Raw genomic sequence first — 14,257 nt, 5'->3', positions numbered from 1 at the left:
TGCGAAAAAAGGCGTTGCGAGTAATCAACCCGCAACGCCTTTATCTTTTAGGGATTACTTCGGCTCAACCGTGGGCCGACCGATGGCCTCGTAGACAAAGCCCAGCTCCGCCATATTCTCGGGATCGAACAAGTTGCGCCCATCGAAGATTAACGGCTTCTTCAAACCAGCATGCAGCGCTGCGATATCGGGGCTCTTGAACGCTTTCCATTCGGTGACGATTACAAGCGCGTCGGCGTCCTTCACTCCTTCATACTGGTTGCTACAAAATTTAAGCCTTGCGCCGTACGAAGGGTCGTCTGCCAAGTCAAGCGCGAAAACCCGTTGCGCCTCCTCCGAAGAAACCGGATCGTATGCACGAACAGTCGCGCCTCGCTTGAGCAATTCGGCAATCAACCTGCGGCTCGGTGCTTCGCGCATGTCGTCGGTGTTTGGCTTGAAGGCCAGCCCCCAAACCGCAAGTGTTTTCCCCGTCAGATCCTCACCAAGCCGCGCGCAGACCTTGCTGACAAGCACGTCCTTTTGCGCATGATTCACCGACTCCACCGAGTTCAGTATCTGCAGATCGCGGCCGTACTCATGCGCTGTTTGAATCAATGCACGCACGTCCTTAGGGAAACACGAGCCACCGTAGCCGCAACCCGCATAAAGAAAATCGTAGCCGATGCGCGGGTCCGATCCTATGCCACGCCGCACTGCCTCGATGTCCGCGCCCACCATATCGGCGAGATTCGCCAACTCGTTCATGAACGAGATACGCGTCGCAAGCATTGCATTAGCAGCGTACTTCGTGAATTCGGCGGAGCGCACGTCCATATACATCGTACGTTCGTGGTTCCGATTGAATGGCGCATACAGACGCGTGAGCATGGCTCGTGCGCGTTCGCCCGAGGTATCGGACGCGCAGCCAAGTACGATCCGGTCCGGGCGCATGAAGTCGACAACGGCTGCGCCTTCCTTCAGAAACTCAGGATTAGACACGACCGAGAATTGATGATTTGCGCCCCTGGCATCAAGCGCTTTTCGCACGGTGTCGATGACTCTATCTGCTGTGCCGACCGGAACAGTCGACTTGTCGACGATCGTCTTGAAACCTTGCGCGTACTTGCCAATCTGCTCGGCAGCCGCTAATACGTATTGAAGGTCTGCGGAACCATCTTCATCGGGTGGCGTGCCTACGCAAATGAACTGTACGTCTCCGTGCTCTACCGCCTTGGCAACGCTCGTCGTGAAGTTGATTCGTCCTGCCTTCACGTTGCCCTGAATCAGCTCCTTGAGTCCTGGCTCGTGAATGGGAATGCCGCCCCGGTTAAGCAAATCAATTTTTTCTTGGTCGACATCCATGCAAAGAACGCTGTTGCCCACTTCGGCCAGGCATGCGCCTGTAACAAGGCCAACATAGCCCGTACCAACGACGGTTACTTTCATAAGCCCGCTCACAATAGAAAAGTTAAAAGGGACCGTCTAAGCGGCGCGACGGTCAAAGGGCCTTACTAACCACTTCTTGAGACGTCGAGCATGAAATCGACGGTATGCTGGCTAAAGCGACCAATGAGCATGAGCCGACGCTGTGCTTCTTGACCGCCGTATGTTTTTGTTGCAACGATGATTACGGCCAGGCCGCTAGGCGGCTTCGCCTCATCGGCTGGAACACCACGCGATTCGAAGTCGTCCGGCAATTCGACTCTCGTTGGCCACGCCCTCGCGAGTATCACGCGCTTTATTACCGATCCCGCTTCGTTCCGTATCTCGACCGGCATGGTTAGATCGTTGTCGGCGGTGTCCGTCGATGACGCAGCAAGATTGAGAATGAGCACACGGGCCATCGCAGCATCTCCTGTTCGGTGTCTGAAGCTCGTTGATGCACCTGCTCTTTTGCAAGCGACAAGCTCATTCTCTTTACGGGGTCGTGATTGTCGCTGGCAGCAAGCGATTGAACTCCGCCTTGATAAGACCGTAGCATTCGCAAGCACGCGCTTCGAGCGCCTTGCGATCGAGAACGCGAATGCAGCCGCGCGTCTGATACACGACGCCGTGCGAGTGCAATCTTCCGACTGCTTCGGTGACGCCTTCGCGACGCACCCCCAGCAAGTCGGCGATATGCTGCTGCGTGACGCGCAATTGATTCGATGAAGCCCGGTCGAGCCCGACCAGAAGCCATCGACAGAGTTGACTGCTTAGCGAGTGATACCGATTGCATGCCGCGTTCTGCGCGATCTGCGTGAAGAACGCATGGATATAAAGCATGGAAAGACGATCAAGGAGCCGCGAGCGCTGCAAGTGTTCGCGCAGCAGATGCGCGTCCATGCGGTACGCGGTGCCGCTGCATTCCACTGTGACCATCGTGGGCATGGTGTCGCCTTCCGTTAATACGGGCACGCCAACCATGCCTTCACGCCCTACCGTTGCAATCTCGACCGAGCAATTGCCGTCCAACGCATGTGACAGCGAGATGACCGCGGACGCCGGAAAGTACACATGAAGAAACGAGTCATGTGCATTGCAAAGCACCTGTCCCGCTCGCAACTCGATGATCTCGAGATCGGGTGCGAGCGCCTGCCATTCTTCCAGTGGCAACGCTCGCAACAAATGATTTCCGTGCAGATCCGATTGAAGATTCAGCATAAACTCGCTCTCGTTTTTTTGGGGCGCGTAACAACACGCGCTCTAGAAGGTGAATCAGCTATTCGTTCGAATCTCGTAGCTTTCCGCTAGCGGGCACGGTGGAGGGGTTTGCACCCATCGGATGTCGATTCTTCCGGTCTTGGCGGAATTTCGACAACCTTTCCGATCGCTGCTCCAACTTGCTGAAAAGCGACATGAGAACGACCAAAAAAACAAATGTGCACAACACCCAGACAACTGAAGCCGCACGAGCGATGAGAGCGAAAATTGCGCGCGCTCGGTCGATGATCCACATAGACGACTCCGTGAACGAAGGTTCGTAGTCCAAATCCCTTCAAGTCGAGATGAGCCAATCGCATGCCTCTGTAGGGAGACCGTCGACATCTCGTACTAGCGGGACGGCGGACACACGGTGGAGCGTTCGCACCGACGCGTTGTCCAATAGGGCTGTTGACTTTCCGCATGATCGTCCTTAGACGAGCGGCGCCCTACTTTGCTCTAAAGATGTTATCGAATGCTGCGTATCAGTCGAATGCACCTCCAGAGAACAGGTCCTAGGCCTACTAACTATCGTAGATTGCTTACGAGGTTCAATGTGGTCTAGGGCACTAAAGTCCAAAGCGCTCGAAATTTCAATGCTCACATTCCATCAAAACGAAAAAAGTCTTGTTCAACCAATGAGGAGTACGATAAAACGCGTGCCAGCTGCAAAGTGCTTTATGCGATCAAGTACTCAGGTATTAGGTGCCCAGTTAGCTAGCGGAAATCGGGTCTGCTAACAACAAACAACAATAAATACGCTTTGCCGCATTCATCAGACTAATTGGCCGACGTGCTTGATCGAACTACATGCTTTCTGTCTGATGAATTTCGCGCAAACCTTTGCGCGAAAACGTTAGTTGGGACCACCAATTTTAAGATGTCAAGCACATGTAAGGATGAAGCCGATTTTATCAGGGGATTTCGCTAGGCGTACAGGTAAAGCGCGGACTCATTAAAGAGTGAACGTACGATCTAAAAATCGGCAACGTTTTTCAATTTTGAAACAAAACGATTCTTAGTGCTTGCTTTTTTGTACGGCATGTACGTCAGTGTTTTCCCGCACAGAGCCAAATATAGCGGCAAGAAAAACTTCCTGTGTGTCTTCATCACACCAATGCGCGTGCACCACTGACGTCGACTGCACGTGTCGCTGGGCCGGGCTCCTCCATCTCGGACTATTTTGTCCGGGACTCGCCTTCCTCGTCGTTGAGCAATGGGTATCTTCCTCGGAGAGCTTTCCATGAAAGCAGTGCAATTTGCGCTGGAGCGAATTAGGAAGTCGATTAACACCGCTGATGCCTTGAACATGCGGTCGTCCGCCGTTCTCGTATCGGACTTACGGCTTTTAATTGAAGTAGTTGAGACGGCCGAATTGGAACGTCTGACAAATGCAGGTTCACAAATTCCCGTGGCCGAACGATAAGCTGCGTACCACACCGTAGCCGGTACGCACCGGAATAATTCGCAGTATTGACGGGGGGTCCATGGGGTTTACCATTAATGGCAAATTTGCATCTCAACGCATCACAGGCGTGCAACGCGTTGCATTTGAATTGACGCGGGCGTTGCAGGCGCAGGCTTCGACTCCGAGCGATCTGCCGCTCGTGGTGCCACCCGACGCCAAAGACCTTGGACTAGCCAGCCGCAAAGGGCGTTTGCCGCAGCTGCTCAAGGGAAACCTATGGGAGCAAGTCGTTTTGCCGCTCGAATCGGCACAGGACACACTGATCAGCTTGTGCAATACCGGGCCGTTGCTTAAACGTCGCCAACTGGTGATGATTCACGATATGGCGGTTTACGACGTCCCTCAAGCATTCTCGAAAAAGTTTTCTTTTTGGTACCGATTCAAGTTCTCAGTTCTCGCTAAGCAGACCCGACTGATTCTCACCGTATCGGACTTCTCGAAACGGCGCATTTGCCACCATCTAGGCTTAGCGGAATCGCATGTCGAGGTTATTCGTCCCGGCGCGGATCACATGGATCGCATAGAGCCTGATCCGGCTATTCTCACTCATCTATCGCTTGAGAAAGGGAAATTCTGCGTTCTAGTCGGGAGCCTGGATCCTCGCAAGAATCTGCAGCGCGTGCTCGATGCTACGAAGCTGCTCGAAAAAAAATCCGATATCAAGTTTGTCGTGGCGGGAGGAGCAAATCCGCGTGTTTTCGCCGCACAGGACGTGCAGGGCGTCGCGCAATCAGATAAGGTGACTTGGGCAGGTTTTGTATCGGACGGCGAATTGAAGGCGCTGTATGGAAGCGCTGCTTGCCTCGTTTTCCCATCTCTGTATGAGGGTTACGGACTTCCGCCGCTAGAGGCCATGCGTTGCGGGTGTCCGGTCATTACGTCTTCGGAAGCTTCGCTTCCCGAGGTCTGTGGCGACGCGGCCATGTACTGTGATCCGCTTTCAGCCGCTGATATTGCTGCGAAGATCGAAGTGATGACCACACAACACGATGTCCGCGAGTGGCATCGTCAACGCGGATACGCGCGAGCCAACCAGTTCAGGTGGGACCGCGCTGCGTATGCGCTTGCGCAAATTCTCTATGGCGAACGCCACGAAAGTGCGCTTTACTTAAAGACGCAACCTACCAAGGATTAAATAAATACCGTAGTATTACAGATGACTTGCGGAACGCTTCCTGGATCAGCGATAACACCAACTACTGCGGATGCCGTGAAAATACTCATCGCGAACACTTTGTATCATCCGGATTCCGTCGGCGGGGCAGAGATATCGACGCGACTCCTTGCAGAGGGTCTCGTCAAGGCCGGAATGGAAGTGTGCGTAGTTTGCGCTACAGGCGCCGGCGTGGATCGGATCAGCAGACTTAACGGCGTAAAGGTCTACCATCTTCGCTCGGTCAATGTTTATTGGCCGCACAAACCGAAGAAGCATTCGTCTGTCGTCAAGCTCATCTGGCACGCCATCGATCTGCACAACGTGATCATGTCGCGCAAGCTCAAAAATATCATTGCGCGGGAAAAGCCCGACATAGTCAACACGAGCAACCTTTCTTGCCTCTCAATTGACATCTGGCGCGTGGCTCGTAATGCCAACGTGCCTATAGTGCATACAGCTCGCGACTACTATCTCATGTGCCCGACGTCCACCATGTTTTCCGGTGCGAAACCTTGTGAGCGTCAATGCGGCATGTGCTCGTTGTATGCGGGACCAAAGCGTGCCGCATCCGCGAGTGTGGACGTGGCCGTCGGCGTAAGCAGATTTGTCTTGCAGAAGCACGTCGATAATGGCTTCTTCCCAAGCGCAATGCGCACCGAGGTCATCAGCAATTGTTATGTTCCGCTGGACGATGCTGTTCCCATTAAGCGCGTTTCAAAGTACGAAAGCGGCCCTGTACGGCTTGGCGTGCTCGGACGCGTTTCGCCGGAAAAAGGACTTGAGGTTTTGTTCGAGCAGCTTCTTGCGGATCATTCGCTCGAATGGACGCTTGCCATCGGTGGTAAGGGCGATGCGGAATATCTGGGGGAGCTGAAAGAGAACTATGCCGACCCGCGCGTCGAATTTCTGGGGCAAGTGAAGCCCGGCGAATTTCTGGAAGCTATCGACATTCTCATCGTGCCATCGAAATGGAATGAGCCCTTTGGACGCGTGACGGTCGAAGCTTACTCACACGGCGTGCCGGTCGTGGCTGCAAACACAGGTGGAATTCCGGAAGTAATCGAGCCGGGCTCCAACCTTCTCTTCGATATGGAGCAGCCGCACACGCTTATAGACAAACTCCGCGATGCCGTGAAGCTCTTGCAGGACACGTCATTGCACGACCGCTTGCGCCAATACGCCGAAGGTTTTAGCGTTGCCGCGATGGTCGATGCCTATATCGACGTCTATCAAACTGCGTTGACTAAGCCTGTTCTCAAGAACGTCGCTTAAAGCAACCCCATCGCACAATCTATCTCGCCGAGGCGGCGCCTGCCGCTTCATTCGGGAACGCCCTGCTTCAAAAAGAACGGAACTCGCTGCATATAGAGCGTTGTCGCCATGGCGATCGCGACGTATGCCTGCACTGTGAGAAGCGCTGTTGCGGCGCCTAGTTCCGCAAAGAAAGTGGATAGAACGGTCAGAAGCGCAACGTTAAGAACCGCCGCGCCCAAAAGCACGCGCCCAAACTGCGACTTCATTCCAAGGGGCAGCATGGTCTGCACGCCAAAAACATCTGCAATACCTGACAGGAACGGCACGAACGCCATGAGACGCAATACGTCGACTGTAGGCTGATAGTGCGGACCGTAAAGCAATTTCACCGCCAACGGCGCGGCTGTAAAGATGGTCAAAGAGATCAACGCAACAACCGTCCCTTGGAACGCTAGCATTTTTCTCAAGAAGGAAAAAGCCGCATCGCGCGAATGATGCATGAGATAGCTGATGCGCGGATAAGCGGCGGTTTTGAGCGGGCTCATGATGCCTATGGCGGCGCGGATTAGCTTATCGCCCGCAGCGAAGTAGCCGGCGGCAACGTTCCCGGAGATAAGGGCTAGCAGCACCGTGTTGCTCGACGCGCTGTATTCATTGATGGCTGTCGCGAGGAAGACGCTCCAGCCGTCCTTGAGGGACTTTGCAATCGAATCCAGCGATACGGAAACAAAGTCGAGCTCACGACGAAAGTAAAGGTACGTCATGATGGTCAGACCCGACATCAAAGGTACGAGCGAATTGACGCCCATTGCCCAGTAAATGTCGTCTCGACTGTGCACGAGCAAATACATCGCGGGAACGCTCAGCACGCGACTCGCAAAGACAATGGCGCCCGTGATGCGCAAGTCTTCGATGCCCTGGAAATACCAAGTCGGCGTGAGCATCGCGCCAAAGGCAAGGCCAAAGCCTAGGAGGAGAAGTTCGCGATCTTGTGCAAGGCGGTCAAACACGAAAGACAGGGTCAGCAAGATGGTAAAGCCGCCAATCGTGACCACACCCTGCGCGCAAAGCGTCGACCAGAAGACTCGAGAGCGCTCTTCGCGATTGGCGCGGTTGACGGAGATTTGCGGCGTAGCAGTTAAGCCAAAGCCGTAGTTCGTCAAGACAATAAAATAATTAATGAAGGCCAGCGCAAACGCGAGGCGCCCGTACCCCTCCGGTGTAAGCACGCGGGTGAGCAGGGGAAGCGTGAGCAGTGGAACCGCGTAGGTCGATACCTGAAGAAGCAACAAAACCGCAAAATTCTTCCGGAACGAAGAAGCCATATATGTACTCGAGCGTGAAGGGTTTCACGTGTCGCATTCCAGTCACGGGCGAGCACACGCGATGAGTGCGGCAAACAGCGACAGACACAGCCGCGCTAAGCAGCGCTCGAAAAATCGCATGAAAGACCATTAAGTCCTTCAAACTATCGCACTGCGTCATTCGCAAAGGTGCGCTTAGCCGGTTAAGAACACAAGTTCGAAAAATTCAAGCCCTACTATGCGGGCTTACGGGCGGGGCTGCAGCGGTATAAATTCGTTCGTGTCGAAAGCTCGGTGAAAACACTTTGTCGTGTGCGAGACCGTACGATCAGAACGGCATCGAATGCAGTAGAACTTCATATCAACACGTCAATTCCTCGGCTACGCGAACGTTCGAAGTCGCCACCCGCCCGAAGCAGGCTGATCGAGCCCTTGGCTCGTCCGATCCGCCCTTGCCTGAACCTCTTCCGACACGAAAAAGCGCACCAAGATCGCGCTTCGACGGACCCGCATTACTTAGGCAAACTACGTTATGGAGCGCTGATGTCGTATCTTAAACTTGATCGTCGCACTTTCCTGGGCGCCTCTGCGTCCGCACTACTAGTGGCTCCCTTTCCACAAAACGCGCTGGCTACCACGACATACGTACGCCTCGAATGGGAGCAATTCAAGCTGACGCCACAATATGGATCGTTCATTAACGCTCTGCAGACGATGATGGCAAACAAGACGGCCAGCAGTCCCAATTCCTGGCTGTACTGGGCGAACGTGCATGCTAATTACTGTCCGCATAAGATGCCATATTTTTTAGCTTGGCATCGCGGATATCTTTATTACCTGGAGAAGCAGTTGCGGATCGTGTCCGGTGACAACGCTCTGACGCTGCCGTACTGGGATTGGTTTCACACACCAAGCATCCCACCAGAATTCACCGATTCGGCTAGCGGCAACCCGCTTTTTTGTCCGCGGCTAAACAACAATGTGTACTCGTCGCTGGACCTGTCGCCATTCGCCGCCACGACCGTAAATTTTCAGCGCGGGACCGCTAACTCCTTCGAGGAAAAATTCGAAACCGCGCCTCACAATCCGGTGCACAACCTGATCGGCAACGTCATGGCAACAATGCAATCGCCGCGCGATCCTATTTTTTACCTGCATCATGCAAACGTGGATCGCCTCTGGCATGCATGGGCCTTGCCTGATGGCAGAACCATGCCTGTTCCGACTGCAGCTTACTGGGCAGGCACGTTCACCTATGCAACGGGATTAACCATCAAAAAGTCCGACTGTTATTCGAACCGTCGCACGCTTGGCTACGATTACGCCAACACCAATCGCCCTACCGCGCTTCCGCCGCAGGCAAATGCAGCGCACATTATTCGCGTCCAGGCGCAAATCACACCGCTTCGCTCGCGCCCGGCACTCGTGAGCCTTGCCGCCACACCCGCACGCACGCTTGCCACCGGACGACGCGCAATAGGCGGCGTGAAAGGCTTGGCACTACGAGAAGCATCGGTCAGCGTTCGCGTAACGACGGAAGCGAGTTCGACGCAAGACCTTCAGGATTTACTATCCGCAACGTCGATTGCCTCGTCCACGGACGCTAAAAGCTCATCGGCAACGCAGGCGCTAGCCGTCCCTGCAAGTCGTTATCGGTCGGTCAAGATTGTCTTCGACGGACTCGCCTTGACGCGCGCAGGCGCTGCTGGCGGATACTTCTATAACGTCTATCTCAACTTGCCAGATAAGGTCGACGCCGAAACCGCCAAATCCACCTATTTTATTGGCACGCTCGGTCCATTCGAGATAGCCGGGGCTGCGCATCACGGCGACGTCGAGCTTGAATTTCCCGCAACCGAGGCGCTTGCCAAGATGGGCGCTGGCGCGACCCGAGAGTATGTCGTTTCCTTAGTGCGCGTGAACGGATCCGAGACGGCAAAAGGCGAGGTCATGACAGTAGGCGAAGTTCGCGTCGAATTAACCAACGACGCGCCGTTTATCGTTCAGCCCGCAGTCTCGCGCAAACCGGGCGATGCCTATTAAATGCTTATGAGGCGTCGTGTTTATCGTTCTATTTTTTTAGATGAAGACGCCTCACTTATCCCTTTTCGGGCCGGTTCAGAACCGCCTGGCATGCGTTTGCCGTATGCGCGCAAATTTTGTCAATGCAACTTGCGCGAAGCGCGCTTCCGTACGTGTGTGAGGAGGACCACATTTCCAAAAAACTCTCCCAAGGTAAATTGAGTTCAGCCTCTTCAAAGGCACGATAGGCGTTAAAGCCTGACTCTGATGTGACATTTAGAGTTCTTTATTTCGAAGGTCACTAATTTGAAAGAAAGATCGTCTAAGACGCGGCGACCAACCAAGGTCAAACGTGTCTTCGTTTGCGCGGTTCCACCGTGCTTAGCCTCGTCTTGCGATTGATCGCCGCTCACGCGTAGCGCGTTTGTGATAGTGCGGCCCGGTTTTAACCGGGCATTCGTAAGCTTTCTATCCTGTTCCACGCTCCGGGAAATACACGTGAAAGACTCCGTCGCCACACATATGCCTGATTTTAGCCACGAGCGCGGCCAGTTATCTGTGCGCGCCATGTTGGCTCTCATGAGAGATCATTACAAGGAAATTCTCCTTGTGGCGCTTGGCGTCACATTGATCGCGGTCGCGTATGCATTTCTCGCCACGCCTCAATATCAGGGCGATGCGGTGGTCAGAGTCGATCCAACGGAGCCCAATGCGCTTGGCATCGCCCTGCAGAATCAGGATGCGCAAGTATTGATGAACCCGTCTCCTGGCGCCGAAATGGCGGTCATGACGAGCCGATCCGTGCTTCAGCCGGTCATCGAAAAATATCGATTCGATGTCGCCGTGATTCCGAAGCAGATCCCTATTATCGGGTCGCTCGCAAATAAATTGGCTACGCCGGGAAGGCCCGCGTCTCCTTGGCTTGGGCTCAGCTCATTCGCGTGGGGTGGCGAGCAACTGCAGGTTGCTTCGTTCGACGTGCCGCATGAACTGGAAGAAGAGAAATTCACTTTGACGGCAGGTGCTGATGGGCATTATCAGCTCACGGGTCCCTCCGGCGAATTGCTCATTGCGGGCGTCGCTGGCAAGCCGGCCAGCGCCAACGGTGTATCGCTCGATATCAAGAAGATTGTCGCTCGCCCGGGTACCGACTTCACTTTGATCCGCTATAACTCGCGCGATGCCGTAGCGCGTTTCACCGACCTGCTGCAAGTGCAGGACATGGCTAAAGACACGGGCGTCATCGAATTTACATTCCTCGACAGCAATCCTTGGAAAGCGGCTCAAGTGACGAACTCACTTGTCGATCAGTACATTGCCACCGCGGTGGCCGCGAAGCAACGCTCGGACAGCGCCACGTTGGAGTTCATCAATCAGGAATTGCCGAGATTGAAGGCGGATCTCAAGCGCTCGGAACTGGCGCTCAACGAATACCGTTCCAAAGCCAAGGCATTGCAACCGACCGCAGAGTCGCAAGCGTATCTTCAAGGTGGCATCGAACTGCAAAAGCAATATGCAGCTTTGCAGATGGAGAGGACTCAGCTTCTGAATCGCTTCCAGCCGAGCAGCCGCTGGATAGTGAATATCGACGATCAGCTCAACGATCTCAAGCGCGCAATGTCGACGCTGGACACGCGCTTCTCCGAGATGCCGTCCTCCGAGCGCCAGAGCCTCGATCTTGAACGTGACGCCAAAGTCGCCGAAACGATTTACCTTGGAATGGTGCAGAAGTCGGAGCAGCTCTCCGTGCGGCGTGCGAGCTCGACAGGTGGCGCGCATATTGTCGACTACGCCATCACGCCTTTGCATCAGGTCAAACCTAATCGGCTTCTCGTGATTGGTGGCGGTGTGTTTGTCGGGCTCATCTTTGGCGTGTTCTCGGTCTTCATCCGCAAGCACGTCATGACTGGCGTGACTGACCCGTCATACATCGAAGAGCTTAGCGTTCCGCTCATCGGTGCCGTCTATTTCAGCCAGCATCAGATGATGTATTCCAAAAGCGCTGCCCAACGGCTCGCCTTGCCTTCCGGCTCATCGAGAATTCCGGGCAAGCGTTCAACTGGCATTGCGGCGCCCTACCGGTCCAAACGTCGAAGCGCTGATCCGTTCCGTGACGATCATCTGGCGTTGCTTGCCGCGCAATACCCGCAAGACCCGGCGGTCGAAGCGATCAGAGAGGTGTGCTCGCCCCTACTCAATGACCTCAGTCATATCCCAAACAAAGTCATCTGTCTGACCGGACCGACACCAGGCGCTGGCAAGAGCTTTATCGCGGCTAATCTCGCGGCAGTGCTTGCCGAGATCGGTCATCGCGTGCTTCTCATCGATGGCGACATGCGTCGTGGACGTCTTGCATCGCTATTCGGTCAAGGCAACGCTGGCGGCCTGCATGAAGTACTGCGCGGCGATCGTGATCTACACTCGGTGGTACGGTCTGTAGGCGTGGATGGCCTTTCATTCATGTCATGCGGATCGCGCGGCGCAAATCCAGCCATGCTCTTGATGAAGACATCGTTCGATGATGTATTGAGGGACTTGAGACCGCTCTTTGACGTGATCGTCATCGACACGCCGCCGATGCTCGCGGTGGGCGACGCTTCTATCGTTGCAACCAAGGCCGACGCCACTTTACTCGTGCTGCGTTCGGGCTTGCAGAGTGAGAAGGAAATTTCGGAGACGGTCAAGAAGCTTGAGAGATCCGACGCGCGCGTGCTCGGCGCGGTCTTCAACGCTATTCCGATACGCCGTAGCGACAAGAGCTATAGCTACATCATGGCGGACACCGCAGCGGCGGCACAACCGGGCTAAGCAGCGAAGCACATCGCGTTTCTTCTTGCAGCGAATGCTAGCCGCCTTAGCGACTAGTATTCGTCGCCGCCTTGCGCGGCTTGCCCGCGGCATTACAGTCTCTTTGCCTGAATACCTTGACTAACGATCCTTCGATCCCAGAAAGCGCATTTTCCAAGCTATTTGAAAAGCGACGCACGCTTTTGCGACTGGCGTGCCTTGGCGCGGCGCCGGCGCTAAGCGTTCACGCGTTAAATTCACAAGCGCAAGGCAATTGTCCAGCCCTTAGCACCGGACCGCGACGCATTACGGACCTCATCGGCTCGAATGGTTTTCCTCAGACGCCTACCGACATCTGTATGTGGCGCGAAATGGGATTGACTTGGGGCCGTGACTCGGTGGGACCTGGTCAGCCGAATTCTTCAAGCGACGCGATGAACGTCTCGAAGACGAGTCCGGGTTTCGACGTGGACTTGTCGAGCTGCATTTTAAGGAACAATCAAAACGGCGTGCATACGCTGCTCTATCTTGGCTATACGCCGAAGTGGAACGCGAGCGTTGACGGCGATTCGAAATCCGCGCCTAAGGACGTGAGCTATTGGCAGAAATATGTCGAAGCGGCCGTTAGCAAGTACAGCGCGCCTCCGTACAACGTGAAGTATTTCCAGATCTGGAATGAAGCGGCCGGGCGCTTGTCGGGGGGATCGCCGCAGGCGACTTTCTGGCACGGATCGGGATATAACAAGGACCGTAAGCTCTCGTCCAGCTATGACAGCGCCATGCAGGACTATGTAGACAAGATCCATCTCCCGGCGGCAGCCATCATTAGGAAGTACAAAGGCTATGTTGTTTATGGCGGCTGGCCCGATCAAGGCGGCGTGGATTCGTACGTGAAGTGGCTCGAATATCGCAGCGGCACTTACCAGACTCGCATGATCGACAATGTCGATTATCTCGACACTCACTACATGAGCGTCAAGGATCTGGACAGCCTTTACTCGCGTTACGTGCAGCCTGGGACGGTCCGAGGCATCTGGCAGACGGAGATCGGCGACCGCTACATGATCGATCCACATTACCTGCCTCAGTATTTTTTTTCCTTCGCGGTATGGGCGCTTAAGCGCGGATGGGACGATCCGAACAAATATGTCTCGATGATTTATCACTGGGACGGCTACGATCCATTCCGACTCACCAAGCGTGGCACGCCACGTACCTATAACGTCCCCGGCCGCACATTGATCGTTCTCTGCTCGACGCTTCGCGGCACGCTTTCGCCCTATACAGGCCAAGTCACGGCAAGCGACGACAAGAGTCCTCAGGCGCTGTACTCGGACAACGATCTGATCCTCCTGGTGGGCTCTTCCCCAGGACAATCGACCGTACAGTTGAGCGATGGTGGCAAGCTTGCAAGCGGCGGATTGGATGCATCGCTGGTAGATGCGGTTACCGGCGCCGTGTCGACGGCTCAGGTCGAAAAGCGTCAGGGCAGTCAGATCAACGTGAGCTTTTCTACGCCTGCCGCACTCGGCACCGGCGAAAAAAAGCATCTCAGCTATCTTGTTCTGCGGCGTAAGGCCTGAGCTCAAGCATTAAATCAAG

Annotated in this window: 10 protein-coding genes; 6 read left to right on the top strand and 4 right to left on the bottom strand. The window is 54.8% G+C overall.

Features of this window, described 5'->3' with window-relative positions:
• Positions 1-54 precede the first annotated feature (54 nt).
• The 3 genes from P9250_RS01090 to P9250_RS01080 form a co-directional block, all read right to left on the bottom strand.
• Positions 55-1,428, bottom strand: a complete 1,374-nt coding sequence (locus P9250_RS01090; protein ID WP_310390736.1) for a UDP-glucose/GDP-mannose dehydrogenase family protein — start codon at positions 1,426-1,428, stop codon at positions 55-57.
• 65 nt (positions 1,429-1,493) lie between these two features.
• Positions 1,494-1,826, bottom strand: coding sequence for a hypothetical protein (locus P9250_RS01085; protein ID WP_310390735.1), 333 nt, complete (start codon positions 1,824-1,826; stop codon positions 1,494-1,496).
• A 73-nt stretch (positions 1,827-1,899) separates the two neighbouring features.
• Positions 1,900-2,625 carry a Crp/Fnr family transcriptional regulator gene (locus P9250_RS01080; protein WP_244831387.1) on the bottom strand — a complete coding sequence of 242 codons (726 nt, stop codon included), beginning with the start codon at positions 2,623-2,625 and terminating at the stop codon, positions 1,900-1,902.
• Between the two features lie 1,282 nt (positions 2,626-3,907).
• Between P9250_RS01080 and P9250_RS01075 the strand changes: the two genes are divergently transcribed.
• The 3 genes from P9250_RS01075 to P9250_RS01065 all read left to right on the top strand — a co-directional run bounded on the left by P9250_RS01075 (position 3,908) and on the right by P9250_RS01065 (position 6,560).
• On the top strand, positions 3,908-4,090 hold the full coding sequence (locus tag P9250_RS01075) for a hypothetical protein (protein WP_310390734.1): 183 nt from the start codon (positions 3,908-3,910) through the stop codon (positions 4,088-4,090).
• A 61-nt stretch (positions 4,091-4,151) separates the two neighbouring features.
• Positions 4,152-5,267, top strand: coding sequence for a glycosyltransferase family 1 protein (locus tag P9250_RS01070; RefSeq protein WP_310390733.1), 1,116 nt, complete (start codon positions 4,152-4,154; stop codon positions 5,265-5,267).
• 75 nt (positions 5,268-5,342) lie between these two features.
• Positions 5,343-6,560 carry a glycosyltransferase family 4 protein gene (locus P9250_RS01065; protein WP_250468027.1) on the top strand — a complete coding sequence of 406 codons (1,218 nt, stop codon included), beginning with the start codon at positions 5,343-5,345 and terminating at the stop codon, positions 6,558-6,560.
• Positions 6,561-6,607: 47 nt separating this feature from the next.
• Here P9250_RS01065 and P9250_RS01060 read toward each other — a convergent pair whose 3' ends face one another.
• Positions 6,608-7,867, bottom strand: coding sequence for an oligosaccharide flippase family protein (locus P9250_RS01060; protein ID WP_310390732.1), 1,260 nt, complete (start codon positions 7,865-7,867; stop codon positions 6,608-6,610).
• Between the two features lie 522 nt (positions 7,868-8,389).
• Between P9250_RS01060 and P9250_RS01055 the strand changes: the two genes are divergently transcribed.
• From P9250_RS01055 to P9250_RS01045, 3 genes are all read left to right on the top strand, one after another.
• Positions 8,390-9,889, top strand: a complete 1,500-nt coding sequence (locus P9250_RS01055; RefSeq protein WP_244831383.1) for a tyrosinase family protein — start codon at positions 8,390-8,392, stop codon at positions 9,887-9,889.
• Between the two features lie 477 nt (positions 9,890-10,366).
• Positions 10,367-12,676, top strand: coding sequence for a polysaccharide biosynthesis tyrosine autokinase (locus P9250_RS01050; RefSeq protein ID WP_310390731.1), 2,310 nt, complete (start codon positions 10,367-10,369; stop codon positions 12,674-12,676).
• A 116-nt stretch (positions 12,677-12,792) separates the two neighbouring features.
• Positions 12,793-14,238, top strand: coding sequence for a hypothetical protein (locus P9250_RS01045; protein ID WP_310390730.1), 1,446 nt, complete (start codon positions 12,793-12,795; stop codon positions 14,236-14,238).
• Positions 14,239-14,257 lie beyond the last annotated feature (19 nt).

Source organism: Caballeronia sp. LP006 (assembly GCF_031450995.1).
GTDB lineage: Bacteria > Pseudomonadota > Gammaproteobacteria > Burkholderiales > Burkholderiaceae > Caballeronia.
The sequence above is the reverse complement of the archived record's forward strand: the minus strand, read 5'-3'. Positions and strand labels throughout refer to the sequence as shown.

Bases quoted from the DNA above. Each gene is read 5' to 3' on its own strand.
- P9250_RS01080 (WP_244831387.1), bottom strand. From the start codon at position 2,625: ATGCTGAATCTTCAATCGGATCTGCACGGAAATCATTTGTTGCGAGCG.
- P9250_RS01055 (WP_244831383.1), top strand. From the start codon at position 8,390: ATGTCGTATCTTAAACTTGATCGTCGCACTTTCCTGGGCGCCTCTGCG.
- P9250_RS01090 (WP_310390736.1), bottom strand. From the start codon at position 1,428: ATGAAAGTAACCGTCGTTGGTACGGGCTATGTTGGCCTTGTTACAGGC.
- P9250_RS01060 (WP_310390732.1), bottom strand. From the start codon at position 7,867: ATGGCTTCTTCGTTCCGGAAGAATTTTGCGGTTTTGTTGCTTCTTCAG.
- P9250_RS01075 (WP_310390734.1), top strand. From the start codon at position 3,908: ATGAAAGCAGTGCAATTTGCGCTGGAGCGAATTAGGAAGTCGATTAAC.
- P9250_RS01070 (WP_310390733.1), top strand. From the start codon at position 4,152: ATGGGGTTTACCATTAATGGCAAATTTGCATCTCAACGCATCACAGGC.
- P9250_RS01085 (WP_310390735.1), bottom strand. From the start codon at position 1,826: ATGGCCCGTGTGCTCATTCTCAATCTTGCTGCGTCATCGACGGACACC.